The sequence below is a fragment of the Arthrobacter sp. CC3 genome (assembly GCF_039907775.1).
Lineage (GTDB): Bacteria > Actinomycetota > Actinomycetes > Actinomycetales > Micrococcaceae > Arthrobacter.
Map to the genome: position 1 here is coordinate 1 of NZ_JARCCY010000036.1, position 26,003 is coordinate 26,003.

26 protein-coding genes and 1 riboswitch are annotated in these 26,003 nt (G+C 65.8%); of the genes, 15 read left to right on the plus strand and 11 right to left on the minus strand.

Features of this window, described 5'->3' with window-relative positions; genetic code table 11:
* Nucleotides 1–131 precede the first annotated feature (131 nt).
* Complete coding sequence (locus PV761_RS18300) at nt 132–689, minus strand: TspO/MBR family protein (RefSeq protein ID WP_347898952.1); 558 nt, start codon at nt 687–689, stop codon at nt 132–134.
* A 77-nt stretch (nt 690–766) separates the two neighbouring features.
* On the opposite strand from PV761_RS18300, the gene PV761_RS18305 reads away from it, so the two are divergent.
* From PV761_RS18305 to PV761_RS18315, 3 genes are all read left to right on the plus strand, one after another.
* Nucleotides 767–1,588 carry a DNA/RNA non-specific endonuclease gene (locus PV761_RS18305; protein ID WP_347898954.1) on the plus strand — a complete coding sequence of 274 codons (822 nt, stop codon included), beginning with the start codon at nt 767–769 and terminating at the stop codon, nt 1,586–1,588.
* A 120-nt stretch (nt 1,589–1,708) separates the two neighbouring features.
* Entirely contained in the window at nt 1,709–2,782 is a 1,074-nt protein-coding gene (locus tag PV761_RS18310) for a peptidoglycan bridge formation glycyltransferase FemA/FemB family protein (protein WP_347898956.1), read from the plus strand.
* Between the two features lie 28 nt (nt 2,783–2,810).
* Nucleotides 2,811–4,307: a threonine/serine exporter family protein gene (locus PV761_RS18315; protein WP_028271328.1), complete on the plus strand. Its 1,497-nt coding sequence runs from the start codon at nt 2,811–2,813 to the stop codon at nt 4,305–4,307.
* 71 nt (nt 4,308–4,378) lie between these two features.
* On the opposite strand, the gene PV761_RS18320 is transcribed toward PV761_RS18315, so the two are convergent.
* Together PV761_RS18320 and PV761_RS18325 are read right to left on the minus strand one after the other, a co-directional pair.
* Nucleotides 4,379–5,218 (minus strand): siderophore-interacting protein, encoded by an 840-nt coding sequence (locus PV761_RS18320; protein WP_347898960.1) that lies wholly within the window; start codon nt 5,216–5,218, stop codon nt 4,379–4,381.
* Between the two features lie 15 nt (nt 5,219–5,233).
* Nucleotides 5,234–6,001 carry a uracil-DNA glycosylase gene (locus tag PV761_RS18325; RefSeq protein ID WP_028271326.1) on the minus strand — a complete coding sequence of 256 codons (768 nt, stop codon included), beginning with the start codon at nt 5,999–6,001 and terminating at the stop codon, nt 5,234–5,236.
* 263 nt (nt 6,002–6,264) lie between these two features.
* Between PV761_RS18325 and PV761_RS18330 the strand changes: the two genes are divergently transcribed.
* From PV761_RS18330 to PV761_RS18355, 6 genes are all read left to right on the plus strand, one after another.
* The gene (locus PV761_RS18330) at nt 6,265–6,552 is read left to right on the plus strand and encodes a DUF3263 domain-containing protein (RefSeq protein WP_051628911.1); all 288 of its coding nucleotides are present in this window, start codon (nt 6,265–6,267) and stop codon (nt 6,550–6,552) included.
* A gap of 48 nt (nt 6,553–6,600) precedes the next feature.
* On the plus strand, nt 6,601–7,251 hold the full coding sequence (locus PV761_RS18335) for a LytR C-terminal domain-containing protein (protein ID WP_028271324.1): 651 nt from the start codon (nt 6,601–6,603) through the stop codon (nt 7,249–7,251).
* A gap of 165 nt (nt 7,252–7,416) precedes the next feature.
* Entirely contained in the window at nt 7,417–7,620 is a 204-nt protein-coding gene (locus PV761_RS18340; protein WP_347898963.1) for a cold-shock protein, read from the plus strand.
* Nucleotides 7,620–8,915: an ABC transporter substrate-binding protein gene (locus PV761_RS18345; protein WP_347898965.1), complete on the plus strand. Its 1,296-nt coding sequence runs from the start codon at nt 7,620–7,622 to the stop codon at nt 8,913–8,915. The genes PV761_RS18340 and PV761_RS18345 overlap by 1 nt, the downstream gene beginning before the upstream one ends.
* Before the next feature lie 293 nt (nt 8,916–9,208).
* Nucleotides 9,209–10,837, plus strand: a complete 1,629-nt coding sequence (gene groL / locus PV761_RS18350; RefSeq protein WP_028271321.1) for a chaperonin GroEL — start codon at nt 9,209–9,211, stop codon at nt 10,835–10,837.
* 167 nt (nt 10,838–11,004) lie between these two features.
* Entirely contained in the window at nt 11,005–11,979 is a 975-nt protein-coding gene (locus tag PV761_RS18355) for a ribonuclease HI family protein (protein WP_028271320.1), read from the plus strand.
* A 23-nt stretch (nt 11,980–12,002) separates the two neighbouring features.
* On the opposite strand, the gene PV761_RS18360 is transcribed toward PV761_RS18355, so the two are convergent.
* The 4 genes from PV761_RS18360 to PV761_RS18375 all read right to left on the minus strand — a co-directional run bounded on the left by PV761_RS18360 (nt 12,003) and on the right by PV761_RS18375 (nt 15,175).
* A complete protein-coding gene (locus PV761_RS18360; RefSeq protein WP_347898967.1) occupies nt 12,003–12,290 on the minus strand; it encodes a WXG100 family type VII secretion target in 288 nt (95 codons plus the stop codon).
* A gap of 134 nt (nt 12,291–12,424) precedes the next feature.
* Complete coding sequence (locus PV761_RS18365; RefSeq protein WP_347898969.1) at nt 12,425–13,936, minus strand: HAMP domain-containing sensor histidine kinase; 1,512 nt, start codon at nt 13,934–13,936, stop codon at nt 12,425–12,427.
* 2 nt (nt 13,937–13,938) lie between these two features.
* Complete coding sequence (locus tag PV761_RS18370; RefSeq protein WP_028271318.1) at nt 13,939–14,649, minus strand: response regulator transcription factor; 711 nt, start codon at nt 14,647–14,649, stop codon at nt 13,939–13,941.
* 73 nt (nt 14,650–14,722) lie between these two features.
* Nucleotides 14,723–15,175: a MarR family transcriptional regulator gene (locus PV761_RS18375; RefSeq protein ID WP_347898971.1), complete on the minus strand. Its 453-nt coding sequence runs from the start codon at nt 15,173–15,175 to the stop codon at nt 14,723–14,725.
* A 67-nt stretch (nt 15,176–15,242) separates the two neighbouring features.
* Between PV761_RS18375 and PV761_RS18380 the strand changes: the two genes are divergently transcribed.
* The 3 genes from PV761_RS18380 to PV761_RS18390 all read left to right on the plus strand — a co-directional run bounded on the left by PV761_RS18380 (nt 15,243) and on the right by PV761_RS18390 (nt 17,712).
* Nucleotides 15,243–16,439, plus strand: a complete 1,197-nt coding sequence (locus PV761_RS18380; RefSeq protein WP_347898973.1) for a phosphotransferase — start codon at nt 15,243–15,245, stop codon at nt 16,437–16,439.
* Between the two features lie 141 nt (nt 16,440–16,580).
* A complete protein-coding gene (locus PV761_RS18385) occupies nt 16,581–16,838 on the plus strand; it encodes a hypothetical protein (protein ID WP_347898975.1) in 258 nt (85 codons plus the stop codon).
* Between the two features lie 7 nt (nt 16,839–16,845).
* The gene (locus tag PV761_RS18390; protein WP_347898976.1) at nt 16,846–17,712 is read left to right on the plus strand and encodes an FHA domain-containing protein; all 867 of its coding nucleotides are present in this window, start codon (nt 16,846–16,848) and stop codon (nt 17,710–17,712) included.
* A gap of 74 nt (nt 17,713–17,786) precedes the next feature.
* Here the strand turns inward: PV761_RS18390 and PV761_RS18395 are convergent, their stop codons facing one another.
* The 3 genes from PV761_RS18395 to PV761_RS18405 are packed head-to-tail and all read right to left on the minus strand — an operon-like array spanning nt 17,787 to nt 22,231.
* Complete coding sequence (locus tag PV761_RS18395; RefSeq protein WP_347899013.1) at nt 17,787–19,442, minus strand: DNA repair helicase XPB; 1,656 nt, start codon at nt 19,440–19,442, stop codon at nt 17,787–17,789.
* Nucleotides 19,443–19,482: 40 nt separating this feature from the next.
* On the minus strand, nt 19,483–21,987 hold the full coding sequence (locus tag PV761_RS18400; RefSeq protein ID WP_347898978.1) for a helicase-associated domain-containing protein: 2,505 nt from the start codon (nt 21,985–21,987) through the stop codon (nt 19,483–19,485).
* A gap of 10 nt (nt 21,988–21,997) precedes the next feature.
* Nucleotides 21,998–22,231 (minus strand): hypothetical protein, encoded by a 234-nt coding sequence (locus PV761_RS18405; protein WP_055797600.1) that lies wholly within the window; start codon nt 22,229–22,231, stop codon nt 21,998–22,000.
* Nucleotides 22,232–22,415: 184 nt separating this feature from the next.
* Between PV761_RS18405 and PV761_RS18410 the strand changes: the two genes are divergently transcribed.
* The gene (locus PV761_RS18410) at nt 22,416–22,799 is read left to right on the plus strand and encodes a cold shock domain-containing protein (RefSeq protein WP_011690655.1); all 384 of its coding nucleotides are present in this window, start codon (nt 22,416–22,418) and stop codon (nt 22,797–22,799) included.
* 8 nt (nt 22,800–22,807) lie between these two features.
* Nucleotides 22,808–23,365: a DUF3027 domain-containing protein gene (locus PV761_RS18415; protein WP_347898980.1), complete on the plus strand. Its 558-nt coding sequence runs from the start codon at nt 22,808–22,810 to the stop codon at nt 23,363–23,365.
* A gap of 82 nt (nt 23,366–23,447) precedes the next feature.
* Here PV761_RS18415 and serC read toward each other — a convergent pair whose 3' ends face one another.
* Nucleotides 23,448–24,578, minus strand: coding sequence for a phosphoserine transaminase (serC, locus tag PV761_RS18420; RefSeq protein ID WP_028271310.1), 1,131 nt, complete (start codon nt 24,576–24,578; stop codon nt 23,448–23,450).
* Between the two features lie 378 nt (nt 24,579–24,956).
* Here serC and PV761_RS18425 point away from each other — a divergent pair, with 378 nt between their 5' ends.
* On the plus strand, nt 24,957–25,652 hold the full coding sequence (locus PV761_RS18425) for a metal-dependent transcriptional regulator (RefSeq protein WP_347898982.1): 696 nt from the start codon (nt 24,957–24,959) through the stop codon (nt 25,650–25,652).
* A 140-nt stretch (nt 25,653–25,792) separates the two neighbouring features.
* A riboswitch (cyclic di-AMP (ydaO/yuaA leader) is annotated at nt 25,793–26,003 on the plus strand.

A 26,003-nucleotide genomic window follows, 5' to 3' on the forward strand; every position in this document is an offset into this window, starting at 1 on the left:
GGCAAGGACATGTCCTCCAAATACAAGGAAACCGCGATGGGCGGCCTCGCCGTCAACGTCGTCGAATGCTGAAGCCGTAGTCCGTAGTCCGTAGTCCGTCGGTCGAGCCCGTCGGTCGAGCCCGTCGGGACCTAATTGTGCAGGGCAGCCCACCAGTTCAGGCTCGTGGCGAAAACCAGCCAGGAGATATACGGCAATAGCAGTAAGCCTGCGGTCCGGCTGATGGGGCCGAAGTACAGGACCGTCACTGTGACAGCGATGACCAGGGCGATGATGATGACGAGCCCCAGCCAGAGTGCCGCCGTGCCCATCACCGGATAGAGGCTGAAGAACACCGGCGTCCACGACAGATTGAGCCCCAGCTGGACCCCGTAAGCCGCCAAGGCGGGTCCGGTGCGTTGGGCGCGGCGCCGCCAGACGAGCCAGGCGGCAACGGCCATGGCGGTGTAGAGCAGCGTCCAGACGGGGCCAAACACCCAATTGGGCGGTGACCACGGGGCCTTGTCAGCTGTGGCATACCAGCCGTCAACGTTGTTCAGGGTGGCAAAGGCGCCCAACCAGGCGACCAGGGCGGAAGCACCAAGGAAGACGGCCAGCCCCAGCAGTTGCACCCGGGTGCTCCGGCGCTCGGCGACGGCGGCGGTCCCGCCGTCGGGGGCTGCTGTGGGCTGTTCGTGAGGTGCCTGCATGCTCCAACCCTTGCCAGTCCGGCATTCCTAGTCAAGCCGGTCTATTCACCCGCAGGGAGCAGTGCCACTATGGAGCTATGACTGGGGGATACGACCGGGACTTTTTGCGGGCACGCCTTGAGCTGCCCAGTCCGCCGGCAGCAACGCTTTTGCTTGACTACATTCATTTTTCCGTCCGGCTGCGACCGTCACGCAAGCTGGCCGCCGTCGTCGGCGTGAACATCCACGGACGCGAACTGGTCCCCCTGGCCCGCGAAGGAACCTGGCATTTCGATCCCAGGGTCCCGAAGGAACAGCAGGCGGGCCCGGAGGTGTACAAGAACAACGCCTTCGACCGGGGGCATCTGGTCCGGCGGCTGGATCCGGTGTGGGGCGATCCCGAAACGGCCAAGGCCGCCAACCAGGACACTTTCGCCTTCACCAACGCCGCGCCCCAGGTTGATGACTTCAACCAGGGCAAGGAACTCTGGGTGGGGCTGGAGAACCACGTCCTTGACCACGCGGACCTCCACGACGCCAAACTGAGCGTGTTCACGGGGCCGGTCCTCGCCGACGACGACCTGCCGTACCGGGGCGTCCAGATACCGCGGAAGTTCTGGAAGGTCGCAGCCTGGACCACGGACGGAAAGCTCGCGGCCGCAGGATTCGTGCTGGACCAGTCCCCGCTGCTGGGGAAGGTGGACCTCAAAAAGGCTATCCGTGAACGGCTCCTTGCCGATGAGCCGCCGCCGCTGGGTCCTTTCCGCACTTTCCAGGTCCCGATTGCCCAAATCGCCGAAATGACCGGACTGAGCCTGTCCCGGCTGGAAAATGCGGACCGGCTGGTCAAAAGCCAGCGCTCCCTCGGCAAGGAACCCCTGGCCGTGCGCCTCGAGTCCCTGGACCAGATCCGGCTCTGAGCGCCAATGCCGCGACGCCGGTGACCGGTCAGCGTCCTCCTAGGCAGGGCCGATAGACTTGTGGCTTGCATGCCCGGCATGCGACCGAAGCACAGACCGCAAAGATTGGACACCGCGCACTTGCGAGAATTTACTGCCCGCTTTGCCTCCGCCGAGGAGGTCGCCAACTGGGACAACCACGTCACTGCGAACCCGAACGGCGGAAACCTGCTTCAGTCCGAGGCCTTCGCCGAGGTCAAACAACACTTTGGCTGGAAGCCCCTCCACCTGGTCTACGAAACTGCGGACTACACGAGCTATAACCTGGTGCTGGAGAAGTCCTTTCCGGTCCTGGGCAAGCTCTGGTACCTCATCAAGGGACCGGATGTCGCAGCAGTCGAGGATATTCCGGGCATTGCCGCCGCGAACGCCGAATTCGTGAAACGTGCACGGCTGGGCGTCTTTGCCATCAAGATCGAGCCGGACATCATCCTTTCCGAGGACGCACAGCAGGTGATTGAGGGCGCAGGACTGGTCAAGACGCACAACCTGCAGCCCAACGACTCCACCGCCCTGCTGGACATCGCACCGGAGGAAAACCAGCTGCTGCGGAACCTGCACTCCAGGGGACGCAACGCCGTGCGGCGGGCAATGCGCGAGGGAGTGGAAGTCCACAACGTGGAGCCCACGGAGGAGAACTTCCGGGCCATGTATGCGCTGATGACCACCACGGTGGAAGCGAAGTCGCAGGTCAGGGTCCGCGAGTATGAGTATTACCGGCAGTTCTGGACCAACTTCATCAACCGCGGCCAGGGCCGGCTCCTGTTTGTCTACGAAAACGGGGTGCCCTCTGTGGGCGCCTTCGTGATCAACTACGGCCGCAAGGGGACGTACAAGGACGGCGGCTCACTCCAGAAGCGCAGCCAGTACGGTGACTCCCATCTGGTGCAGTGGACTGCCATTAGCCAGGTCAAGGAACTCGGCTGCACGGAGTACGACTTCTGCGGCACCCCGCCGAGCGACAAACTCAAGGACACCTCCAACCCCTTCCACGGGCTGGGGCTGTTCAAGACCAGTTTCAGCAAGACAGTCACCGACTTCGTGGGCTGCTATGACCAGGTCCTCAGCCCGCTGAAATACAAAGCCTGGATGGCCGCCGGCGAACGCGTGGCCCGCCAGCTGTACACCCGGCGAACCGGCCAGCAGTTCTACTAAACCTTGTGAAGCCCCAGAGGAGGCCGCAATGACCAAAGCACCCGACGGTCGCCGCAGGCCGCCCACGGCGGCCCTGCCCCCGACCCAACCACTCACCGCCTCCCAGGTGCGGCAGAACGCTGCCGCCAAGCGCATGCTCCGCAGGCTGGTGCAGGGTGAAAACCCGCCCACCGCCCCCATGAGCATCGTGGACAGGCTCGCGGGAAGTCCGTACGCCAACCCCATGATCCAGGTAGGGGGAGTGGACACCTCCGCCCGCAAGACCATTGACTTCGCGCTCCACCTTGCCGAGTCGATGTTCCGCTACGGCGCCGGCGCCCTTGAAGTGGAAACCAGCATCATCGCCGTCACTGCCGCCCTGGGCCTGAAGCACATCGAAGTGGACATCACCAACCAGTCGGTGGCCATCAACTACGCACCGAAGGACCAGACCCCCATTTCGCTGCTCCGGGTGGTGCGGTCGTGGACCAACAACTACGCGGGCCTGGCCCAGGTGCACCAGCTGGTCACGGATATCGTGGCAGGCGGCGTCGGCCGTGACGAGGCAGTCCGCCGGCTGGATGAAATCATCCGCAGCTCCAAGCCGTTTCCTCGCTGGATGGTCACCGTTGCCTTCGCGGTGTTCGCTGCGGTCTTCGTCGGTGTGCTGGGCGGCGGACCGGGCGCGTCGGCCGTGGCGTTCGGCTCGAATATCCTGGTGAGCCTGCTCGCCCGGCAGCTGGGCCGCTGGCGGGTTCCGGACTTCTTCACCACGGCGTCATGCGCGTTCCTGGTCACGTTCATCGCCCTGCTGCTATGGCGATTCGGCAGCCCGGTGGGAATCCAGATTGCGCCCGCGATCGTGGTGGTAGGCGGAATCCTGCTGCTCCTGCCCACCGGCCGCCTCGTTTCGTCCGTACAGGACGCCATCAACGGCTTCCCCGTCACGGCGGCTGGCCGGTTCCTCTCCACCATGCTGACCTTCGGCGCCTTGGTGTCCGGCATCTCCGTCGCTTTTGTGCTCGGCTCGAAAATGGGGATGGAGGAAATCGACGTCACGGAAACATTCCCGCCCGCGTATCCGTTGTGGGCGCTCATCATCCTCGTGGCAATAGCCGTCGTCGCCATCGGCATCACCGAACAGACCGCCTGGAAGCTGCTCCTGCCCACCGCGGCGGTGGGCGTGGTGGGCCATCTTGTGCTGCTCGGCGCGGACCTGATCGGCATGGGGGCCAGGTTTTCCCCGGCCGTGGCCGCGGTGGTAATCGGCCTTTTGGCCAGGGTGGTCGCCTTGAAGATGGGCGCGCCACAGCTGGTGGTGGCCGTCCCCGCTGCCCTCATCCTCTTGCCGGGCCTGACTATATTCCGGTCCATGTATGTTTTGACCATTGAAGAGTCACAGATTCTGATGGGCGCCGGGGGCATGCTGAACGCCGGGGCGATTGTGCTGGGAGTGGCGGCGGGAATCGTCCTCGGCGACACCTTGGCCCGTCCGCTCACGCGGAGCCTGGCCAGCAACGAACGCCGCCGCGCCCGGCGCCGCTAACCGGGGAAGGCTTTCCCGGAACTGGCCGGCCGGAACCGGCCGGCTGGCTCTGGCCGGCTGGCTCTGGCCGGCTAGATCTGGCCGATGGGGAGCTTCTTTTCGGCCTGGAAGTCGTCCTCGACACGTCCGGCGGCCCAGTAGCCCGAAAGCGATACCTGTGCCCGTTCGAGGCCGCGCTCACGGAAGAAGACGTCGCGGAGGGACTTCATGTAGCCCCGCTCGCCGTGGGCGAAGACCTGTACCGTGCCCTCCGGCCACTCGGCCTCGCGCACGGCGCTGACCAGGAGACCGCTGGCGCCTGCAGGGGTGCCGTTGCGTGGCAGCCACTCGATCCGCAGGCCGGCCGGGGCCGTGATGGGCTGGATCTCGGCGTTGCTGTCCACTTCCAGGAACGCGAGTCCCCGGGCCTGGGGCGGAAGCGACTCAATGGCGGCGGCGATGGCTGGAAGGGCCGCCTCGTCACCGACGAATAGGTGCCAGTCGGCCGCCGGGTCCGGGTTGTAGCCACCCCCCGGTCCGGTGAGTACCAGGCTGTCGCCGGGACGGGCATTGGCAGCCCAGGGGCCGGCCAGGCCTTCGTCACCGTGGATCACGAAGTCGATGGCCAGTTCACGGGCCGCCTCGTCCACCCAACGAACCGTGTAAGTCCGCGTGTGCGGCCATTGTTCGCGGGGCATGGACTCACGGATGGCCCACAGGTCCAGGGGGAGCGGGTATTCAACGCCCGGCTGCGGGAAGGCGATTTTCACGTAACGGTCGACGTAATCGTTGTTCACATAGCTCGAGAAGCCTTCGCCGCCGGCCACGATCCGCACCATGTGCGGCGAGAGTTCTTCGCGCCGGAGGACCGTAAGGTTCGTCTGGGGGCGCGATTTTCGGCTGGCTGACGTGGCGGCGGGGAGGGAAGTCATGGAAGTAAGCCTAGGCTAAGAGACCGGCGGGAGCTCCCAGTCGACGGGCTCCGCGCCCTGCGAACGCAGCAGTTCGTTGGCCTTGCTGAACGGGCGGGACCCGAAGAATCCGCGCGCTGCCGACAACGGGCTGGGGTGGGCGCTGGCAAGCACCGGAGCGTCTCCCAGCAGGGGACGGACGCCCCCTGCATCCTTGCCCCACAGCACAGCCACGAGGGGCGCCGGGCTGCCATCAGGAGTGCGGCGCCCGGCAACGGCGGCGATTGCCGCCGTCGTAATCGGTTCCCAGCCCTTGCCCCGGTGGGATCCGGCCGCTCCCGCACGGACTGTCAGGACACGGTTCAGGAGCAGGACGCCCTGATCCGCCCAGCGGGTGAGGTCCCCATGGACGCGGGCGGGAAGATTGAGGTCGGATTCAAGTTCCTTGTAGATATTCGCAAGGCTCCGCGGAATGGGCCGGGTGTGCCCCTCCACTGCGAAGGACAGCCCGATGGGGTGCCCGGGGGTCGGGTACGGATCCTGGCCCACGATGAGGACCTTGACGCCGGCCAGCGGCTGTTGGAAGGCGCGCAGCACGTTCGACGGCGACGGCAGCACCTGGTGCCCGTCGGCCACTTCCGTAGCGAGGTACTCCAGGACGCTGCGCAGTCCGGCTTCGACCGGCGCCAGCGCCGCCGCCCAGTCCGGGGCCATCAGCCGGTCCAGCGGCATCTGAACCATCTCGGCGAAAGCCAAAGCCTCCACGGCAGGCTCCAGCTCGAACAAAGCTTCAGAATCAAACACGAGTCCATTCTCGCAGTGCTGGACTCCAAGAGGCTGGCGGGCCACATCAGCGTAGGCTCCGTTGTTGCGTGAGGAACGAGCGCAGGAGCCGGTGAATGGAGCCTGTCAGCCTCTCCGCCCCCGCGTCACAGTGCGTAAATGACAGGCGTGTTATTCGCCCGTACCATGGAAAGAGACTTTGATCGGATCAAGTGAAGGAGTTTGCCGTGGCCGAACCTGTGCACGACGACGTCTCACTTGCGGCTGCCGGCAGCCAGGGCGCGGTGGCGAACGGCTTGGTGCCCGCTCCGCAGCAGGGCTCCGGGCTGAGTGAGCGGGACCAGCAAATGCTGGCCCTCGAGCGGCAGTGGTGGAAGTACGCAGGGGCCAAAGAACAGGCCATTCGTGAGCTGTTCGACCTCTCGGCCACCCACTACTACCAGATCCTCAACACGCTGATTGATACCGAGGACGCCCTGGCCCACGACCCCATGCTCGTGAAGAGATTGCGTAGACTACGTACGTCACGCCAACGGGCACGCACGGCGCGCCGTTTGGGCTCTGACGCCTAACAGTCGGGGCTGGGCAATCAGCAAAACCACCAAGGACATCGTTTTACCATGACCAAATACGCTCGGGATGAATTCGACAGGGTCCCGGAGGCCTCTTCACGACAGGGTGTCCACCGGGTCGCCGCCGATGCCCCCCGGCGCCGGCTGGGACCCATCCTGGCGGTCGGCGTTGTGGCGCTCGCCATCGGCCTGGTTGCCTTCCTTTTCCTGCCCAAGCTGGGGTTCGTTCCCACCGGCACCCCGCTGCTGGCGGCAGGGTCCGCCCAGCAAAGCCCCTCCGCCTCACCGTCCGCCGAGGCCACCCAGGGCGCCGGATCCCCGAGTGCTGCGCCCAGCGCAGAGCCAAGTGCGACGCCCTCTACCACTGAAGCGCTCGCGAACAGCGGCACTCCCTCCGCTGAACCCTCCGCCAACGCGCAGGCTGTTGACAAGACCCAGGCCGTGGCCGTCTACAACGGGACCACCACGGCCGGCCTGGCCGGCCGCGTAAGCGCCACCGTGGCCGGGGACGGATGGGCTTTGGGCCCGGTGGGAAACTGGGGAGGAATGCCGCAGCAGTCCTCGGTGATCTACTACAGCGGGGCTGGGCAAAAAGCGAACGCCGAAGCGCTCGGCGAGCTCCTGAACATCACCTCGCTGGTGGACTCCGCCGAGTTCCAGATACCCGTGGTCGTGGTACTCGGGCCCGGGTTCCAGTAGGGAATTTCGGTTACGCCTGAATAACTATTAGGGGCTCGCAGGACAGGGTCCTGCCTCCGGCAAACGGCAGTGGCTAAAGTGATTCCGGACGCCGCATTTGGATGCGGACCGTACCGATGGCGCACAGTGACGTGGGCCGAACAGAAGCAACCGAAAGTGGGCACCATGGCATTGGGAACCGTCAAATGGTTCAACGCCGAAAAAGGCTACGGCTTCATCACTGTCGACGACTCCGGAGACGATGTCTTCGTCCACTGGTCGGCCATCGAGGGTGAGGGCTACCGTGCCCTGGATGAAGGGCAGCGGGTGCAGTTCGAAGTCGGCGAAGGTGAGAAGGGTCCCCAGGCAGAGTACGTCCGGCCGGCCTGATGCTGCCCGCGGCAGTGCACGGCCCAGGCGCTCCTGCCCGCTCCGCCCGGGTGCGGCCACGGTTGTTGTCGGCGGCGGTCCTTGGCGCAGCCACGGCGCTGGTCCTGGCCGGCTGCTCCGGCCAGAGCGGCAACGTGCGGGTTGATTCGGTCGACGCCAATGGCGACGGCACACTGCGCATAGGCATCATCCTGGACAACACCGGAAAACAATCCTTCCTGAACGCCTCCCAGCTTGCCGCCGCAAAACTCGCGGTCCAGGAGATTAACGCCGCGGGCGGCCACAAGGGGCGGCCGGTGGAGCTCCTGCCCGAGAAAATCAGCGAAGACACCGCCTCACAGGCCAAGGAACTCGTGGCGGCCAAGGCTGACGTGGTCATCGGTCCCACTGACTCGAGCCGCGCCCCGGCGGCAATAGATGTCCTGTCGCGGGCCAAAGTGGCCATCATTTCTCCGGCGAACGCCGCGCACGGCCTCACACGGTATAAGAGTGGCGGGTACTACTTCCGCACGTCGGCAGCCGACGTGGCCCAGGCGCCAGTGCTGGTCAAGCTGGCCAAGGACAGCGGCGCCCGGACCGTAGCGGTCCTTCACGAGGACAGCCTGTACGGCAAGGACGTCTCTGTGGCCGTGGCCGCCGCGGCCAAGGCAGCAGGCGTAGGCACGGTGGCCGAGGCCGGATTCACAGCCGGCCAGGCACAGCAGGCGGCCGCAGCCGCGAAGGCCGCCGGCCCGGACGCCGTCATCGTCGTTGCCCGCGCCGGCGCCCAGGGCGCCATAGCGGAACTCAACAACGCGGGCCTGGCGGGCAGCAAGCTGATCCTCAGTGACGGCGCCGTCAACCAGTACGGCTCCGCGCTGGGGTCCAAGGCCCTTGAGGGTGCCCGCGGAATTCTGCCGGGTGTCTTCCCCTCGGCGCATTTCCAGGGCGAACTGGTGGCGGTTGATCCCGGCCTTAGGGACCTGACGTTCGCCGCGGAAACGTACGACGCCGTCAACCTGGCCGCCATCGCGGCCGTTGCGGCGCAGGACGACGCCGGCTCCTCCATCGCTGCCAAGCTGATCGCAGTCTCCGGACCGCAAGGCGCGGGCACGGCTGAACCGTGCAGGAGCTACAAGGACTGTGCCGACGCCCTCAAGGCCGGTAAGCCTGCGGATTACGACGGCGAGTCAGGGCAGATCGGCTTCGATTCCACAGGGGACGTCACCAGCGCCAACTACATGGTGTTCACCTATGCCGCAGATAACAGGGCCAGGATGAGCGGAAGCGAAACCGCCGCCCGTGCCGGCGGCTGATCGCTCCTAGCGTAGCCGGGGCTGCGGCAGGGCCTTTCCGCGCAATGCCTGCTTGCACTCTCCCCGGGGGAGTGCTAATTATTGACTTAGCACTCCCACGGACTGACTGCTAATTCCACGCCCGGTTCCGGCCGGCCGCGGAGAGCGGGAAGGACAAGGAGCGAAAGAAATACCTTGCTGGGGTGAGATCCCATCCGTGCGGCATACAGAGGCCGCCGGTGAAGGGTCGTCCGTCGCGGGCACCGCAGTGAAGGTTCATTCTTAACGACTGTCCCGAAAGGACTACTGCCGTTATGGCCAAGATCATTGCATTTGATGAAGAGGCACGCCGCGGTCTTGAGCGGGGCCTGAACATCCTCGCCGACGCCGTCAAGGTCACCCTCGGCCCGCGTGGACGCAACGTCGTCCTCGAAAAGAAGTGGGGCGCCCCCACGATCACCAACGATGGTGTGTCCATCGCCAAGGAGATCGAGCTGGACGATCCTTACGAAAAGATCGGCGCCGAGCTGGTCAAGGAAGTTGCCAAGAAGACGGATGACGTCGCTGGCGACGGCACCACCACGGCCACCGTGCTCGCACAGGCACTGGTCAAGGAAGGCCTGCGCAACGTCGCAGCCGGCGCTGACCCGCTGTCCCTGAAGCGCGGCATCGAGAAGGCTGTTGAAGCCGTCACCACCGAGCTGCTCGCTTCCGCCAAGGAAATCGAAACCAAGGAAGAGATCGCCGCCACGGCTTCCATCTCCGCCGGTGACGACGAAATCGGCGCGCTGATCGCTGAAGCACTGGACAAGGTCGGCAAGGAAGGTGTTATCACCGTCGAGGAGTCCAACACCTTCGGCCTCGAGCTTGAGCTCACCGAGGGCATGCGCTTCGACAAGGGCTACATCTCCGCTTACTTCGTCACCGACGCTGAGCGTCAGGAAACGGTCCTCGAGGATCCGTACATCCTGATCGTCAACTCCAAGATCTCCAACGTCAAGGAACTGGTTGCTGTCCTCGAAAAGGTCATGCAGTCCTCCAAGCCGCTGCTGATCATTGCCGAAGACATCGAGGGCGAGGCCCTGGCCACCCTGATCGTCAACAAGATCCGTGGCACCTTCAAGTCGGTCGCCGTCAAGGCTCCGGGCTTCGGCGACCGCCGCAAGGCGCAGCTCGCGGACATCGCCATCCTCACCGGTGGCCAGGTCATCTCCGAGGAAGTCGGCCTCAAGCTTGAGACCGCCGGCCTCGAACTCCTGGGCAAGGCACGCAAGGTTGTTGTCACCAAGGACGAGACCACCATCGTCGAAGGTGCCGGCGACGCCGACCAGATCGCCGGCCGCGTTTCCCAGATCCGCGCCGAGATCGAGAACTCCGATTCGGACTACGACCGCGAGAAGCTGCAGGAACGCCTGGCCAAGCTGGCCGGCGGCGTTGCAGTCATCAAGGCCGGTGCCGCAACCGAAGTTGAGCTCAAGGAACGCAAGCACCGCATTGAGGACGCTGTCCGTAACGCGAAGGCTGCCGTTGAAGAAGGCATCGTTGCCGGTGGTGGCGTTGCCCTCATCCAGGCCGGCGCCAAGGCATTCGCCAACCTGCAGCTCGAAGGCGACGAAGCAACGGGCGCCAACATCGTCCGCGTTGCCATCGACGCACCGCTGAAGCAGATCGCGTTCAACGCCGGCCTCGAGCCGGGCGTTGTTGTCGACAAGGTCCGCGGCCTGCCCGCCGGTCACGGTCTGAACGCCGCCACCGGACAGTACGTTGACCTGCTGGCTGCCGGCATCAACGACCCCGTCAAGGTAACGCGCTCTGCCCTGCAGAACGCTGCGTCCATCGCGGGTCTCTTCCTCACCACCGAGGCCGTTGTGGCCGACAAGCCGGAGAAGAACGCTCCGGCCATGGGTGGCGGCGACGAGATGGGCGGCATGGGCGGTTTCTAACCTGCCCAACCGCGCAAAGCGCACCTGAGTGCGGCCCCCTCATTGCGAGGGGGGCCGCACTTTTGCGTTCGGAAGGACGTTCGCACGGACACTGGTGCAGCCACCGTCCGCCGTGGCCGTGCATCACCGAAAGCCACAATGTCGGGCGGGTCTGGCAGGATAGTGCGGTGACGATTACTGCAGCAGCCGACGGTTCGGCTTTAGGAAATCCCGGCCCGGCCGGATGGGCCTGGTACGTGAACGACGACTGCTGGCGGGCAGGCGGGTGGCCGCACGGCACGAATAACCAGGGCGAGCTGATGGCCGTCCTGGATCTTTTCCGTTGCACCGCGCACCTCCCCGAGGAGGAGCTGCATATTCTTTGCGACAGCCAATACGTCATCAACTCGGTCACCAAGTGGATGCCCGGCTGGAAGCGCAAGGGCTGGCGGAAGGCTGACGGCAAGCCGGTCCTGAACGTGGAGATCCTGCGGGAAATCGACCAGGCGCTGACTGGGCGCAAGTACCGCTTCGAATGGGTCCGGGGCCACGCCGGGCACGATCTCAACGAGGCCGCCGACGACCGGGCGCGGGCTGCGGCCACCTCCTATCAGCAGGGCATTGCAGTACGGTCGGGACCGGGTTTTGTCCGCGCCGGCATTGTCCCCGAGGGAGGCGCCTCCACACAGGCCGCGCCCCGGGTGCCGCAGCGCCAGGAATCGCTCACCCTGGCCGGAAGCCGCAACCAGCCGGACCTTTTCACCGAGCCGGACCTATTCAGTGAGCTGGAGACGGACCCCTTCGCGCAGCCGGGGCCGGACGCAGCTCCCGAGGCCGTCGTTGAGGCACTGGAACGGGAACTGCTCAGCCCCGACACCCGCGCCGACATCGGGCGCACCGGCGTGCTGCTGCATCCGGAGTTTACGGAAATCGGCAGCTCGGGCCGGTTCTGGACACGCGATGCCATGATGATGGCCCTCGAGGAGAGCCCGGGCACTGCCGCCGAACTGGAGATCATTGGCGCCGACCGGGTGGGACCGCAGGCGGTCCTGCTGACGTACCGAAGCAAGGACCGGTCGGGATCGTCGCTGCGCAGTTCGCTCTGGGTGCTGGACGGCACCCAGTGGCGCCTGCGCTTCCACCAGGGAACCCCGGAGGCTTAGCCCGCTTCAGCTGAGCCCTTGAATCAGCTGAACCGCTGCGTATTGCCCTGCTCTGCCTGGGCGTACGTGGCGGCCGCTGACGTCAGGGCCGTATTGATCGAGGCCAGCGAAGCCTCCACTTTGCCCTGCGTGATGGTCCACTCGGTGATCAGCGCCTGGAAGTTGGTGGCCGCCGATCCGCGCCAGGTGCCCTGCAGCTCATCCAGCCCCCGCTTCATGGCCTGGACGTCCGCGCTGATGCGGTCAACCGTGGCCTTCACGTTGGCTGATTTGAGCTGGAGCAGTTCGGTATCTACGGAGATGATGCTCATGGTGATTGCCCTTCGACGCTGTTCGCAAGCCGGGTCAAGCCTGCGGGCGGACCGGGGTGTTCGGACCGCTACGTCGAGCCTAGGAAACGGGCGGAAAGCCGCGCCACATCCGCTACCTATATGTGGACAACTTCCTATATGTGGACAACTTCGCCGGCTTCGCCGCCGTCGTTCCTACTGCCTGAGCCGTCGTTCCTACTGCCTAAATACTCGGCTGCCTCGTCCCGGAACGGCAGGCTGACCACCATCGTGGCGCCGCCGCCGTCCGTGGGGACCATGCGGACGGACCCCGAGTGTGAGCCCACGATGGCAGCAACGATGGCCAGGCCGAGGCCGCTGCCGCCCGTTTCCCGCGTCCGGGAGGTGTCCGCCCGGTAGAAGCGCTCAAAGATCCGTGACGCTTCGTCCTCCGGGATCCCGGCGCCGTGGTCGCGCACCTCGATGACGGAAAACCGTTGGCCCGCCTCGCCGGTGCGCACTCCGACGGCGAGCTCGATGGGCGTCCCGGCCGGGGTGTAGCGCAGGGCGTTTCCCATCAGGTTGCCCACCACCTGGCGCAGCTTGGCCTCATCGCCCAGCATCGGCGCGGGGGAGGGCGGTCCGCCGTCGAGGCCCGTCAGTGAAATCGTCCGGTCCCGGTCGCTGGCCTGGGTGTCCACCACGGCGTCGTTGGCGAGAAGCAGCAGATCCACGGGCTTCTGCTGCAGGGGGCGCTGCTCGTCCAGCCGGGCGAGGAGCAGAAGGTCCTCCACCATGGAGCCCATCCGTTTGGCCTCGCTCTCAATCCGGCCCATGGCCATGGCCACGTCCTCGTCCTTGGTCAGGGCGCCCTGGCGGTAGAGCTCGGAGAACCCCCGGATCGTCACCAGGGGAGTGCGGAGTTCATGGGAAGCGTCGGCGGCAAAGCGGCGCATCCGCTCTTCCGAGGCGAGCCTGGCCGCGAAGGCGGATTCAATATGGCTGAGCATCGCGTTCAGGGAGCCGCCCAGCCGGCCCACTTCGGTGGCCGGATTCTCCACATCGACGCGGCGGGAAAGGTCACCGGCGGCGATGGCCGCGGCGGTCCTTTCCACGCGGGCCAGCGGACGGAAGGACCTGGACACTGTCCAGGTAGCAATGAAGAAGGCCAGCACCAGGGTCAGGAAGCCCACTCCCACCACCACCAGTGAAGCGTGTTCCACCACCGAGTCCACCGGGGCCAGCGACAGGCCGATGATGACGACGGCGTTGCGCTGGTTGCCGTCAACTACAGGCAGTGCCACGACGCGCCAGTTCCGCCCGTCGGTGCCGCGGACCTGGAACGGGGCGAGGTCGAGCCTGTTGGCTTCGACCGGGGAGAGGCTTTCGATGTCCGGGTGGGAGTCCTTGTTGCCGCCGAAAGGAATGGGACCCTCGTCCGGGCGGAGCAGCATGAGCGAATAATCCGTGGGAATGTTCGGATTCTGCTGCAGCAGCTGGTTGAAGGACTGCTGCTGTTGCACGGACTTGACCGCGACTTTGAGTTTGTCGTCCACCTGCCCTTGCAGGTAGCTCCGGAGCAGCGTCAGCGTGCCGGCTCCGGTCACGGCCAAGGCCACCAGCATGAGCGCCATCATGATGGCCACCAGCTGGGAACGCAGCGAGGCCGACTTCCAACGGTGCAGCAAGGTCAGCGCTTTTCGGCTGTCCGAAGTACGTAGCCCACGCCGCGCTTGGTCTGGATGAGCGCCGGGGCATCGGGGTCGATGTCCACTTTGCGCCGCAGGTAGGAGATGTAGGACTCCACGATGGACGCGTCTCCGTTGAAGTCGTATTCCCAGACGTGGTCCAGGATCTGGGACTTGGAGAGGACCCGGTTCGGGTTCAGCATCAGGTAGCGCAGGAGCTTGAACTCCGTGGGGGAGAGCTCAATGACCGTGCCGCCGCGGCGCACCTCGTGGGCGTCGTCGTCGAGCTCGAGGTCGTCCACGCGGATGACGGCGTCGTCGTCGAGCAGGGGCTGGGTGCGCCGCAGCACGGCGCGGATCCGGGCCACCACCTCGTCCAGGCTGAAGGGCTTGGTGACATAGTCGTCGCCGCCGACGGTGAGCCCGGTGACCTTGTCCTCGGTGTCGTCCTTGGCCGTGAGGAACAGGACGGGGAAGTGCTTGCCTGAGGCGCGCAGCCGGCGGGTCACTGTGAAGCCGTCCATGTCCGGGAGCATCACGTCGAGCACCGCAAGGTCGGGAGCATGGAGCTCGGCGGCGGCGAGGGCGTCGCGTCCGTTGCCGGCCGAGACGACCTCGAAGCCTGCGAACCTCAAGGAGGTGGAGAGCAGCTCGCGGATGTTTGGTTCATCATCGACGACGAGCAGCTTGGCTTCGGGACCGTTCTTTTTCATACCTCCCATGATGCTCCCAGAATCTGGGAGTTTTCTGAATGAATGTTGAGTGTCCCGTGTGTGGAACCCGGCACTAGGCTGCCGGTGGCGGCGCAAGCCGGCCAATTTCCTGCAGTGACCGTCGCAGTTCCCCGTACCGCCCGGCCCCCAGCGCCGCCTCCCAGCGCGTTTCGGTCTCGGCAATGATTGCCGTGGAAAGTTCGACGGCGGAGGTCCCCGAAGGCGTCAGCCTTACGATTTTTGCCCGGCTGTCCGAGGGGTCTGGCCGGAGCGCCACGTATCCCAGATTCTCCAGGTACTTCATGAACTGGCCGATTCCGGCCCTGGTGATTGCGGCCCGCTCGGCGAGTTCGGACAATCTCAGGCCGCCGCCCGGAATGAGGGACATAACGCGGTAGTGCGAGGGCCGGAGTCCAGGGAAGGTCCGCGCGTTCAATTCAGCCCGGAGGGAGTCGAAGGCCCCTGCAAGCAGGGCGGCGATGTGCTGGGGAGACGCGTCTGCCGGGAACTCATTGACATCAATCATAAAGTTACTTTACCATTTTTGGTCTCAGGCCTTTCCAGAGGCCGCCCGGCTACCGAGGTGTAAATCCATGAAGGCGCCACTGCTCGAAAACATGGATGCCCTGGGTGCTGCCGGGGCGGAGCCCGCTGACATGGCACTGCTGGCCGCTGCCGCCCTCGGGGAGCGGGATGTGGAGCTGCTGGGTGCCCGTGCCGACGCAATCGAGTTCCCCATGTTCAACATGACCACCGGAGGGCTCTGGCGGGTCGGCGGCACAGCCCGCACCAGTTGCGCCGGCGCTGGTAACACGGTCGGCGTCGCCCGCTTCAGCATGGTGGTCAAGGTTATCCAGTCGCCGTTGCTGTGGCAGGGCATCGGGCAGGTGCCGCCGCCATTCCGTGCTGCCCTCGCCGCCAACTATCTGTGGCGCACCGAGGCGCAGGTCTACGCTTCGGCGCTCGGCTCGGTGATGCCGCAGGGCGGTCGGCTTCCCGAGGTTTTCAAGATCGCGGAACTCGACAACCAGCGCACGGCGATCTGGATGGAGGACGTCGCCGAGGTCGCGGCGGCCGGCTGGACGGACCGGTGTTTCGTGGATGCAGCCAGATTCCTTGGCAGGCTGTCGGGAAGCTCCGAGGCGAGGGAATGCGTCGCCGCCATCCCGGATGCCAGCACTCCCGGCGCGCTCCGGTTCTTCGTGGAGGGTGTGGGCGCCAACGTCTTCATCCCCGCGATCCAGGGCGACTCCCTGTGGCGGCACCCGGCGGTGGCTCCTGCCGCTGATGCCGCTCTGGTCGCGGGCCTTCGGGACCTGGCGGACAGGGCGTTCGCGCTGGTGGACGAAATGACCGCCCTGCCCCAGCTTCCCGCCCATGGTGACGCGAGTCCGCAAAACCTGTTGGTGGAGTCCCTGCCCGCCGGCACCGCCGCGGCGTCGTTCGCGGTTATCGACTGGGGGCGGTTCGGCCTGGCCTGTTGTGGCTTCGACCTGGGCCAGCTGCTCTCCGGCTGGGTCAACCAGGGCGTCATGGGCGGGGCGGAGCTGTACCGGCTGGGACCGCTGTGCCTGGAGGCGTACTGCGCCGGCCTGGCCGATGCCGGGGCTGACGTCGCGGAGGCGTCCGTCAGGCGGGGCCACGCGGCATCGATGGCCGTCTTCACCGGGTTGTCCGCGATCCCCACCCAGAAGCTGGCAGAGCAGGACTCAGACGCGCTCCGGGCCCTGGTGGCCGCGCGTGCGGACATGGCGCGGTTTGTCCTGGACCTGCTCGCGGCCACGGACTGAGGGGAACCCTTTTTGCGGCTAATTCGTTCGGGCCGCGGAGGGTTTCCCCTGCTACCGGCCGGTATTAGAGTGGGCGCACTGAGTCCATGAGGATTCGGGACCAATCGTTCATGCGGCACCCAATGAAGGGGAACAACCACCATGACGGAAATACAAGCGCCCGAGAGTACCCGCACGGCCGACCGCAGCATCCGCGACTGGGCAGACCTGGCTGAGGAAATGTGGTCCTACTTGACCGGCAAGGGCGCCGCGATCAACTACAACTTCATCGACATGACGGTGGAGGTTCCGCGAGACATCGGCCCGGACGCCCCTCGCGCCACATGGAAGCTCAACGGCAACCTCCGGGTGACCACCAGTGACAACGATGCCTCGGGGTCAGACGAGAACCGGAGCTGATCCGGACGTGAACGGATTCCGCCTCGACATGGATCTGGACTTTTCCTATACCGATGAGTCCGGAGCCGTAACGCGGGGAACAGCACAGGCCGGCGGCACCGAAGTGCGAATTGCCGTGGACGGCCTTGAGCCGTTCGGTTCCGGCGGCATGCCGTCGCTGGAGGACATCCGACCGCTGGCGAAGACCCTTGCGGAGCGGGGGCTTTCAGTGGTGGTTGACGGTCCGGACGGCCACATCGTGAGCCTCGGAGCCGTTGCCAGCCCGGCGTCGCAGCGGCTCATTACGCGCTCGCCGCACATCAAGCTGGGGAAGCTCGGCCCCCTGGCGCCACTCATGAAACGCGGACGGCGTTCGCCGCGGTTCTCGCTGCTGCCCCCGCAGACTCCGCTGCCGTTGATGCCGACAGTCAGGCGGAGCATCGTCCGCCGTGCCACCACCACCCACCACAGCCGGGGAAGCGGCCGGCCCCGGCTCATCTTCGTCCAGGACTCGGCAACGTGGAACGGCCAGGTGCCCCGCGAGTACACACTGAGCAGGGAAATCGTATGGATCGGCAGTGACGGGTCCTCGGACGTCCAACTGGACGGGCTGGACGGACTCCATGCGGAAATAGTCCACAACGCGGACGACGAGTACGTACTGGTGCCGCACGGGAGGGTGACAGGCAGTGTCGCATCCACGGGTGAGTCCGTTCTTCGCACGGGCGCCCGGATTCAGATGGGGCAGTGGTGCCTTGCCTATTTCCGGGAGGAGTTCGCGGACCACGGACGTCCGTTCGGTGGCCGCAGCGGCGGCGAACTCGCCTATCAGGCACCGCAGCTTGACCCGCGGACAGGAACCACGGAACGGGACGGATCGTGGGGGATCAGTTGACTGCCACCCGCGGGTGACGTTCGGCCGCGGGACCCTAACGGGACAGGGTTCCGCGGAGGCTGGCGGCTGCCGCATCAGGTGGCCGAAGGATTCCGTCCCACGTCCTTGGCATCCATGATCCGGTAGGCATAGCCCTGCTCGGCCAGGAACCGCTGGCGCTTGGCCGCGAAGTCCTGGTCGAGCGTATCCCGTGCCACCAGTGAGTAGAACCGCGCAGCGCGGCCGTCCTGCTTGGGGCGCAGGAGCCTGCCCAGTCGCTGGGCTTCCTCCTGCCGGGAACCGAACGAGCCGGACACCTGGATGGCCACCGAAGCTTCCGGAAGGTCAATGGAGAAGTTCGCCACCTTGGAAACCACCAGGGTCTTCACTTCGCCTGCCCGGAAGGCTTCGAACAGCTTCTGGCGCTCCTTCACGGACGTGTCGCCCTTGATCACGGGGGCTTGGAGCCGTTCGCCCAGTTCGTCCAGCTGGTCGATGTACTGGCCGATGACCAGGAGCTGCTCACCGCGGTGCTGTTCCACCAGTTGCTCCACCACCGTGGTCTTGGTTTCGGACGTGGCACAGAGCCGGTATTTGTCGGCGTCCTCCGCCATGGCGTACGCAACGCGTTCGTCGTGGGGAAGATCCACCCTGACTTCCACGCAGTCAGCCGGGGCGATGTAACCCTGGGCTTCGATGTCCTTCCACGGCGCGTCGTAGCGTTTCGGCCCGATCAGGCTGAAGACTTCGCCTTCTCGGCCGTCCTCGCGCACCAGGGTTGCGGTCAATCCGAGCCGACGCCGGGCTTGGAGATCGGCCGTCATCCGGAAGATGGGTGCCGGCAGCAGGTGGACCTCGTCGTAGATGATCAGGCCCCAGTCGTGGCCGTCCACCAGTTCCAGGTGGGGGTAGAGTCCACCCCGTTTCGTGGTCAGGACCTGGTACGTCGCTATGGTGACCGGGCGGACTTCCTTGACCGAGCCGGAGTACTCACCGATCTCGTCCGCCGTCAGCGAGGTCCGCTTGACGAGCTCGTCCTTCCACTGCCTGGCGGACACAGTGTTGGTCACCAGGATCAACGTGGTGGTGGAGCTTGTGGACATGGCCGCCGCACCCACCAGCGTTTTGCCGGCGCCGCAGGGGAGTACGACGACGCCGCTGCCGCCGGCCCAGAAGTTCTCCGTGGCCAGTTTCTGGTACGGCCGAAGCTTCCAGCCGGACTCGTTGAGCATGATGGGGTGCGGCGTGCCGTCCACGTAACCGGCCAGGTCTTCGGCAGGCCAGCCGATCTTGAGGAGCAGCTGCTTCAGCTGCCCGCGCTGCGAGGAATGGACCACCACGGTCTCGCCGTCGATGCGCGGGCCGAGCAGGGGCTGGATCTTCTTGGCACGGCTGACTTCCTCGAGCACGGGGTAATCGCTGGTCCGCATCACCAGCCCGTGCTGCGGGTCTTTTTCCAGCCGCAGCCGGCCGTAGCGGGACATCGTTTCTTCGATGTCGATCAGCAGGGAATGCGGCACCGGGAAGCGCGAATACTTCAACAGGGTGTCCAGCACGCGTTCCGCGTCCAGTCCGGCGGCGCGGGCGTTCCACAGCCCCAGCGGAGTCAGGCGGTAGCTGTGCACGTGTTCCGGCGCGCGCTCCAGCTCGGCGAAGGCGGCGATGGCGTGCCTGGCCTCGGTGGCAAGCTCATGGTCCACTTCGAGCAGGATTGTTTTGTCGCTCTGGACGATCAATGGCCCGTCGTTCACGGCGCCCAAGCCCTGATGCCGCTGGTTTGTGGGGTGCTGGTCACTGCTGGGATCCCTCTTCCGCCTCAATGTCGATGATCCGGTGGATCGAGAGCACGCGTTCGGTTTCGCGTGCGGGGTCGAAGACCCTCACCCGGCCGCCGTTCACAGAGACCGGAACAACCGTTTCCCTGCTGGAATTCCCTTGGCTGTCCACCACGTTCATTACGACTGCTTGCCGGAGCCGGATGGCCTTCTGCAGGGTTTCGAGCCCGAGCTGCGTTGCTTCCTCTCCCGTTGCCCCCGACGCCGGGCGGTGGCTTCCATTGCCGTTCGCTCCATGGGCGGCACCGTGGCTGCGGAGAATCGTCAGCTGGGCGTCGACGTCGGCCTCTGCCGGTGCCGTCCGCGGCGCGCTGTACACAGGACGCCCGCTGCCCGGAACAGCGGTGGTCCGGCGCAGCCGGATCAGCCCTGACTCAGCCTCCTCGACGGCCGGTGACAAACCGAGTGCGCGCAGGACCTGGGCGGTTTCCTTGGTGCCCGCGCGGGAAATCAGGACTGTGGGCGCAATGCGCACCAGCCCCAGCCCGGACGCGCTGGATTCCTTGACGAGTTCGAGCAGGGCTTCCTCGTCGTCGCTTTGGATGAAGCTGGACGCCACGCCCACGCGCAGCCTGCCGTGCCTGGCCGCGGTGTCCTCCACGAGGTATTCGAGTGGCTGCGGTACAGCGGTGGCCGAGTGCTCGCGCAGGAAACGCAACATGCTGCCGGCGTCGTGGCCGGCGTCGAGCGCCCGGCGGACGGACGCCACGGAGAACCGGTAGATCGTCGCGGGACCCTGGCCTTCGGCGTCGGCCATCACCAGCAGCTTCTCACTCAACTCGGGCGCCAGGTACCCCGGCGCGACGGCGGTGAGGTCAGCCTGCAGCAACACGTGGTTGAGGGCGGCCGGGAGATGTTCCCCCAGGATATCCAGCGCTTCATCAGGACGCTCTGCGGCGATGGCCGAGCCCAACTGGCTCAGCGCGCCCGAACCGATGAGGCCGAGCATCTCCGCTTCGGCCAGGACGCCGCGGATCAGCGAACTAAAGCGCCGTGCCATCCGGGGCTGGGTCCACTCTGCCCGTTGCAGCACCGCGGCTGCGTCCAGCACCGGCGCCTTGCCGTCGGCCTCAACGGCCTCATCCGTCAGTTCGTTGAGGATTTCCAGGATCCTCTTCCGGATGACGGGCGCGTCCGGCCGCTGGGCCTCAGCCGACAGCGCATTGATGGTGGTGCCCGCCGCCGTACGGTGCGGGGCGGCCCCCGCGCCCGGACCGGTGACTGGCTGGCCCACCATCGACGGGGCACGTTCGCTGGCCAGCCAGGCATTCACGAGCCAGAGCCATTGTTCCTGGCGCGGCAGCGTAAGCCACTCAAGCTGTTCCGGCTGCACCCAGGCGGAGCTGTCAACGTCAAGCCGGAGAAGGCCGGCCAGGGCGCAGAGTTCAACCAGCAGTCCGGCGGCGTGAAGGTCGATCCGGAGTGCGTCCGCCAGGCGCTTCATCTCGCGGACGCCGACGCCCCCGCTCCGCAACGTGATGAGGGGCTGCTCGCGCACGTTGTACAGGAGCTCACCTGTCAGGCGGAGGGTTTCGGCAATGGCGCCCAGAGCGGCATTTCGCCGGAGCGCCGCTGTGGTCTGTCCTAGCCTGGGCACCGGGGGAGTCAGCGTGAAGTCCTCGATCACGGCCCCGCCGCGGAGGGCGATCCCCACGCTGTGCGGCAACTCCACGTGGGCGGCGTCCAGCGGTACCAGCAGGCCCCTCGCCAGGAGCCAGTCAACAGGGCCGACGTCGGGGCCCTCATTGAGGACGGAAGCCCGCCGCTGGGCCTGGGGCACCGCGCCCATGGCCCAGTTCCCGAAACGGGCCAGGAGCGCCGTGGTGCGCTCCGGGGCGGTGGCGAGGAGCCGTTCCAGGGCCTCGGGCGTGGCTGTCCAATGCTGCAATGACAGGGCGGCTTCCATAGGTGTTGTGGCGGGATGGATGGAGGCGCCGCTGTGGTGCAGTTCGCCCACCAGTTGCACCACGCGCTGGGCGAAGGCCGGCTGCAGCCGGACAAGTTCCGTGTAACTCCTGCCTAGTCCCGCCGGATATATTCCTACGACGTCACGGAGGCTTCCTACCGGAAGGTAGTAGCGCTGGCGGGCGCCTGCCGGCAGTGCGACACCGTGCGGGGGCTCGGCGCGGTGCACGAGGGCGAGTTCTTCAAGGGAGTGCAGGATCCGTTCGATGGCGGACAGCGATGCGCCGCGGATGAGTTTCTTGAGTCCGGCGGCCGAGGCGCTGTGGGCTGTGTCCGTGTTGGTGCAGAGGTGGAGCGTCTCCAGGACCTGCATCTGCGGCCGGTTCAGGCGCTCCAGTGCACGCTGCACGCTGACCCTGGCGCTGGCCCGCGCCGCGAGGGCCGCAAAGTCCGGAACGTTGGGTGAGACCAGGTCCGGCCGCGCGGAGAACAGGGCCCGCAACGAGTCGTCGCTGCGGGCCTCCAGTTCCTTGCTGAGCGCGCGAATAAAGGACATCAGTCCAACGTTACCGCCCGCCGGACTTTCCTGCCCGGCGGCGGGCGGCGACGCCGTCGATCACCAGGAATATCATCAGGAGGAACGCCAGCGGCAGGCCGTACAGGGCCAGGGATGTCACCCACACCGGGGCGGCACTGCCGCCAAAGGCGATGGCCATGACGGCGCCCACGGCAGCCAGCGAAAGGACAGCAATAACCGCCGCAACTATCATCAGGGGCCGCCGGTAGCGGGAGGGTGTCATGGAAGTAACGCTAACAGCCCGGCTGTGCCCGTGCCGCAAAGCGGGAATCCGGGTCCCGGCAGGATAACCTTGAAGATACAGACCAACATGGTCCGGGCAGCCACACCCTGAACCCGCATATCAGTGCGGATGCGGTGGCCGCCGGCCGTGTCACAGGAAGTCCAGAACGAAGAAGGTTGATTACGTGCCTACCGGCAAGGTCAAGTGGTATGACAAGGAAAAAGGCTTCGGATTCCTCGCAGGTGAGGACGGCCAGGAAGTATTCCTGCCCAAATCCGCCCTGCCCGAGGGCGTAACGGAGCTCAAAGCCGGCACGCGCGTGGAGTTCGGTGTGGCCGACGGCCGCAAGGGAGCCCAGGCCCTCGGGCTGCGGGTGCTGGACAAGACCCCGTCCATCGCGAAGGCAAAGCGTCCCAGCGCCAAGGACCTGGCGCCACTCGTCCAGGACCTCGTGACCGTCCTGGACAACCTGTCCGGGACGCTGTCCGCCGGAAAATACCCGGAAGGCAACAAGGCCAAGGCGATTGCAGCGGCCCTCCGTAAGGTTGCCGACGAGCTGGACGCTTAGGCACCCGCATGACTTCCCAACCTGACCAGAGCACCTCCAAACCGGCGTCCAAGCCCCGTGCCGGCGTCCCCGTGTGGCGCGTCGGCAAACCGGATGCGGTGCTCGCTGCAGCCGTGGACTTTGCCCGGGCTGCAGTGGAGGGCATCGCCCCGGCCGAACAGATCGGACAGCACCTAGGTGCCAAGAGTGAAGGGGACCGCGTTGTCACTCATCTCTTCGAGTCCAAGCTGGCCGGGTACCAGGGGTGGCAGTGGTACGCGGTGCTCACCCGCAATTCCCGCTCCAAGGTCGTCACGGTGAACGAACTTGGCCTGCTGCCGTCGGAGGATTCCATCCTCGCGCCGGAGTGGGTGCCCTGGGCTGAACGGGTGCGCCCCGAGGATGCCCAGGAAAATGAACAGGACGCGGAGGCGCTTGTTGTGGACGCCGACGCCCAGGACACTGCCCCGGCGGGCTACGACGACGACACCGCGGTCTCCGCTGACGACGATTCCGACGACGACGATTCCGACGACGACAGTGACTCACCGGAGGAACAATCCGGCTCCGCCCGCGAGACCGACTAGAGCACTTAACGACGACGGCGCCGTCCGGGACCTGACCCGTACGACGCCGTCGGACGTTAACGCGTCAGCAGCAGCTGACTTCCTACTTCCGCAGTTCTCCCACGACGTAGTCGATGCTGGAGAGGAGGGCCGAAACATCGTCCGGGTCGATTGCCACGAAGGTGGCGATGCGCAGCTGGTTGCGGCCCAGCTTGCGGTACGGCTCGGTGTCCACGATGCCGTTGGCGCGCAGGACCTTGGCAATTGCGGCTGCATCGATCGAATCATCGAAGTCGATGGTGGCGATCACGTTGGAGCGGTCTTCTGCCTTGGCAACGAACGGCGTGGCGTATTCGGAGGCCTCCGCCCAGTCATAGATGCGGCCGGCCGAATCGGCGGTCCGTGCCGCGGCAAACTCAAGGCCGCCGCTGGCGTTCAGCCACTGCACCTGGGCGTCCAGGGTCACCAGGGTGGCCAGCGCCGGGGTGTTGTACGTCTGGTTGAGCCGTGAGTTGTCGATGGCGGTCTGCAGGTCCAGGAAATCGGGGATCCACCGGCCGCTTGCCTTGATCCGGGCGGCGCGTTCCAGGGCCGCGGGGGAGAAAAGCCCCAGCCACAGGCCGCCGTCGGATGCGAAGTTCTTCTGCGGGGCGAAGTAGTACACGTCGGCTTCCGAGACATCGACGTCCAGGCCGCCGGCAGCCGAGGTGGCGTCCACCAGGACAAGCGATCCTTCATCCGCGCCGGCAACCCGCTTGACCGGTGCTGCCACGCCTGTGGAGGTCTCATTCTGCGGCCAAGCGTAGACGTCCACGCCCGCCTCCGCGGCGGCTACCGGCCGCGTCCCGGGCTCGGCCTTGATGATGGAGGAGGCGTCCAGGAACGGAGCCTTATTCGTAGCCGAGGCGAACTTGGAGCCGAATTCGCCGAACGAGAGGTGCTGGGCCTTGCTGTCCACCAGTCCGAACGCCGCGACGTCCCAGAACGCCGTTGAGCCGCCCACTCCGAGGATGACTTCGTAGCCTTCGGGGGCGCGGAAAAATTCGCTGAGGCCGCTGCGGACAGATCCCACCAGGTTCTTCACCGGGGCCTGGCGGTGCGACGTGCCGAGGAGGGTGGCAGAGGCGGCAGACAGTGCTTCGATCTGTTCGGGGCGGACCTTTGATGGCCCGGCGCCGAACCGTCCGTCCTTGGGCAGGAGGTTGGCGGGGATAGTGATGCTGGTGTCGCTCACAATGGCTCCAATTTATCGGCGTGGACGTGGTTTCCGGCGTGGACGTGGGCCCGGCAGTGCACGGGTTCCTGCAGGGGAATCCCCTATATTCTGCCTGACGTGCCTGCGGGGGAGGGAACGGCATCCGTCATAGTCCAGTCACTGAGACATCCCGGCGGCAGGTCAGAGCGATACGCTGAAGATTATCCGGAGTAATTCAAAATAGGCTAAGCTGGATGCTGTCGTACAGTGGGCCGCGAAGCCGGCCTGGCTGATCCCGTGGGGCTTTTCCCAGCGGCTGGTTGGTGGATGCAGGTCCACCCCGCCGAGGCCAACGTGGAAGCCTTTGCGCGGTACGGTGGGACTGACGCAAGGACTGTGCTCGAGGAGCTGAGCTGGATGACCGATCTAATCGACACCACGGAGATGTATCTTCGGACAATCTTGGAGCTTGAGGAAGAGAACATCGTGGCTCTCCGCGCCCGGATTGCCGAACGGCTGCGCCACTCCGGACCCACCGTTTCGCAGACCATCGGGCGGATGGAGCGTGACGGGCTGGTGGTTGTTTCGGGGGACCGGCACCTTGAGCTGACTGAAACCGGCCGGAAACGCGCCACCGAAGTCATGCGCAAACACCGCCTCGCGGAACGGCTCCTGGCCGATGTGATCGGACTGGACTGGGCGTATGTCCATGACGAAGCCTGCCGTTGGGAACACGTCATGAGCGAGCGGGTGGAGCGTCGCATCTTTGAACTCCTCAACCACCCCACCGTTTCCCCCTACGGCAATCCCATTCCGGGACTGGCGGCGCTTGGCGGTCAGCCGGCTCCCGCTTTCACCGACGGTGTGGTCAACCTCCTTGAGGCCATGACCGCGTACGGGGCCGACTCGCGTATCACCGTGAGCAGGCTGGCCGAACCCATCCAGGTTGAGCCGGAGTTGCTGGTGCAGCTGGATGAAGGCGGAATCCGGCCCGGAGCGTCCCTGGCCCTCGAGCGCGTCGGCGAATACATCTCCGTGCGTGTGCCCGAGATCGAAGGCGCGCTGGAGTTGCCGCCCGAGGTTGCTGCCCACGTGTTTGTTACGGTCAGCTAACCGGCGTAGTGGTAGGACCACCTACAACTTACTGAGACCCAGATAACGGAATTATTACCGCGCTGATTAATCGCCTATAGTTGAGCACTAGCGCCGATACAAAAGCGTTACCTGATCCGAAGCCGAGCTCTGCCAGCGGATCAGCGTCAGAACCATCTCCTGGCAGAGGCGGAGGAACCACAATCGGCCGTTGAATACGGCCTTGGGGTGAAGTCCGTCAGCGGCAAGTCACCTCCGACGAAGGATTCCCTAGGGACACCTGTGCCGGATGCCTTGCAATGGCGGACCGGGTCTTTGCACTCTCTGACCCGAATCCGACAGCTAACTTCGCAGGCTCTCCAGAGAGGATAA

What these genes read in the sequence shown, in the direction of transcription:
- PV761_RS18415 (WP_347898980.1), top strand. Translation starts at nt 22,808, where the DNA reads ATGACTTCCCAACCTGACCAGAGCACCTCCAAACCGGCGTCCAAGCCC.
- PV761_RS18380 (WP_347898973.1), top strand. Translation starts at nt 15,243, where the DNA reads ATGAAGGCGCCACTGCTCGAAAACATGGATGCCCTGGGTGCTGCCGGG.
- PV761_RS18300 (WP_347898952.1), bottom strand. Translation starts at nt 689, where the DNA reads ATGCAGGCACCTCACGAACAGCCCACAGCAGCCCCCGACGGCGGGACC.
- PV761_RS18315 (WP_028271328.1), top strand. Translation starts at nt 2,811, where the DNA reads ATGACCAAAGCACCCGACGGTCGCCGCAGGCCGCCCACGGCGGCCCTG.
- PV761_RS18340 (WP_347898963.1), top strand. Translation starts at nt 7,417, where the DNA reads ATGGCATTGGGAACCGTCAAATGGTTCAACGCCGAAAAAGGCTACGGC.
- PV761_RS18400 (WP_347898978.1), bottom strand. Translation starts at nt 21,987, where the DNA reads ATGTCCTTTATTCGCGCGCTCAGCAAGGAACTGGAGGCCCGCAGCGAC.
- PV761_RS18305 (WP_347898954.1), top strand. Translation starts at nt 767, where the DNA reads ATGACTGGGGGATACGACCGGGACTTTTTGCGGGCACGCCTTGAGCTG.
- PV761_RS18405 (WP_055797600.1), bottom strand. Translation starts at nt 22,231, where the DNA reads ATGACACCCTCCCGCTACCGGCGGCCCCTGATGATAGTTGCGGCGGTT.
- PV761_RS18320 (WP_347898960.1), bottom strand. Translation starts at nt 5,218, where the DNA reads ATGACTTCCCTCCCCGCCGCCACGTCAGCCAGCCGAAAATCGCGCCCC.
- PV761_RS18335 (WP_028271324.1), top strand. Translation starts at nt 6,601, where the DNA reads ATGACCAAATACGCTCGGGATGAATTCGACAGGGTCCCGGAGGCCTCT.
- PV761_RS18375 (WP_347898971.1), bottom strand. Translation starts at nt 15,175, where the DNA reads ATGATTGATGTCAATGAGTTCCCGGCAGACGCGTCTCCCCAGCACATC.
- PV761_RS18385 (WP_347898975.1), top strand. Translation starts at nt 16,581, where the DNA reads ATGACGGAAATACAAGCGCCCGAGAGTACCCGCACGGCCGACCGCAGC.
- PV761_RS18360 (WP_347898967.1), bottom strand. Translation starts at nt 12,290, where the DNA reads ATGAGCATCATCTCCGTAGATACCGAACTGCTCCAGCTCAAATCAGCC.
- PV761_RS18370 (WP_028271318.1), bottom strand. Translation starts at nt 14,649, where the DNA reads ATGAAAAAGAACGGTCCCGAAGCCAAGCTGCTCGTCGTCGATGATGAA.
- groL (WP_028271321.1), top strand. Translation starts at nt 9,209, where the DNA reads ATGGCCAAGATCATTGCATTTGATGAAGAGGCACGCCGCGGTCTTGAG.
- PV761_RS18345 (WP_347898965.1), top strand. Translation starts at nt 7,620, where the DNA reads ATGCTGCCCGCGGCAGTGCACGGCCCAGGCGCTCCTGCCCGCTCCGCC.
- PV761_RS18425 (WP_347898982.1), top strand. Translation starts at nt 24,957, where the DNA reads ATGACCGATCTAATCGACACCACGGAGATGTATCTTCGGACAATCTTG.